This window comes from Microbispora bryophytorum (genome assembly GCF_006874465.1).
GTDB classification, from domain to species: Bacteria; Actinomycetota; Actinomycetes; order Streptosporangiales; family Streptosporangiaceae; genus Microbispora; species Microbispora bryophytorum.
Genome location: NZ_VIRL01000078.1, coordinates 1 through 642, shown reverse-complemented (window position 1 = coordinate 642; position 642 = coordinate 1). Strand labels below are relative to the sequence as shown.

The window sequence follows — 642 nt, the reverse complement described above, 5'->3', positions numbered from 1 at the left end:
GTCGGAGGGGGTGGCGTCCAGGAAGGGGTGGGTGCGGACGTGGGTGACGATCTCGGAGTCGGACAGGCTCTCGAAACTGCCGTCCAGGCTGCCGAGGAAGAGGTCGGCACGGATGTGGTCGACGGGGCGGCGGTCTCCCGCGCGTTTGCAGGCGCGGGCCAGCTCGTCGATGCGCTCGCAGCCGGCCACCGCCCGATCAAGCGGCAGATCCAGCCCTGAGACCGTCGCGGTGCCCTCCTCGGTGCGCGTCCCGACCACGCGGCGCCTGCGCACCGCCTCCCGGTAGCGCTTCTCCGCCCAATCAGGGTCGATGGCCAGCACCAGACGCTGGATATGCTCGATCAGCTGTCCCACCGTCCAGGCCGGGGCCCGGCTGATCAGCCGCTCACAGACCCAGACGGCCTGGGCGTCGGTCAAACCGCCCGTCCAGCGGATGAAGGCCGCCGCCCGCGGCTCGTCCAGCTCTCCCGCCAGCATGGCCTCGCCGAGAACCGGAAGCCGGCGGTGCAGGTTCCACGCCAGATCGAACGCCGAGTCCGCCCGGCGGCGCGACCACACCAGCGCCGCCCGCGCCTCATCGGGAGCGAACTCATCGGGCACGTGCAGGCGGACCACGCTGTCGCCGGTGAACTGCTCGCGCAG

General features: G+C 72.0%; 1 protein-coding gene. It reads right to left on the bottom strand.

Going from position 1 to position 642, the window contains the following annotated elements; genetic code table 11:
- The coding region (locus FLX07_RS35895) for a DUF222 domain-containing protein (RefSeq protein ID WP_167748518.1) at positions 1-642 on the bottom strand (642 nt) is incomplete at both ends.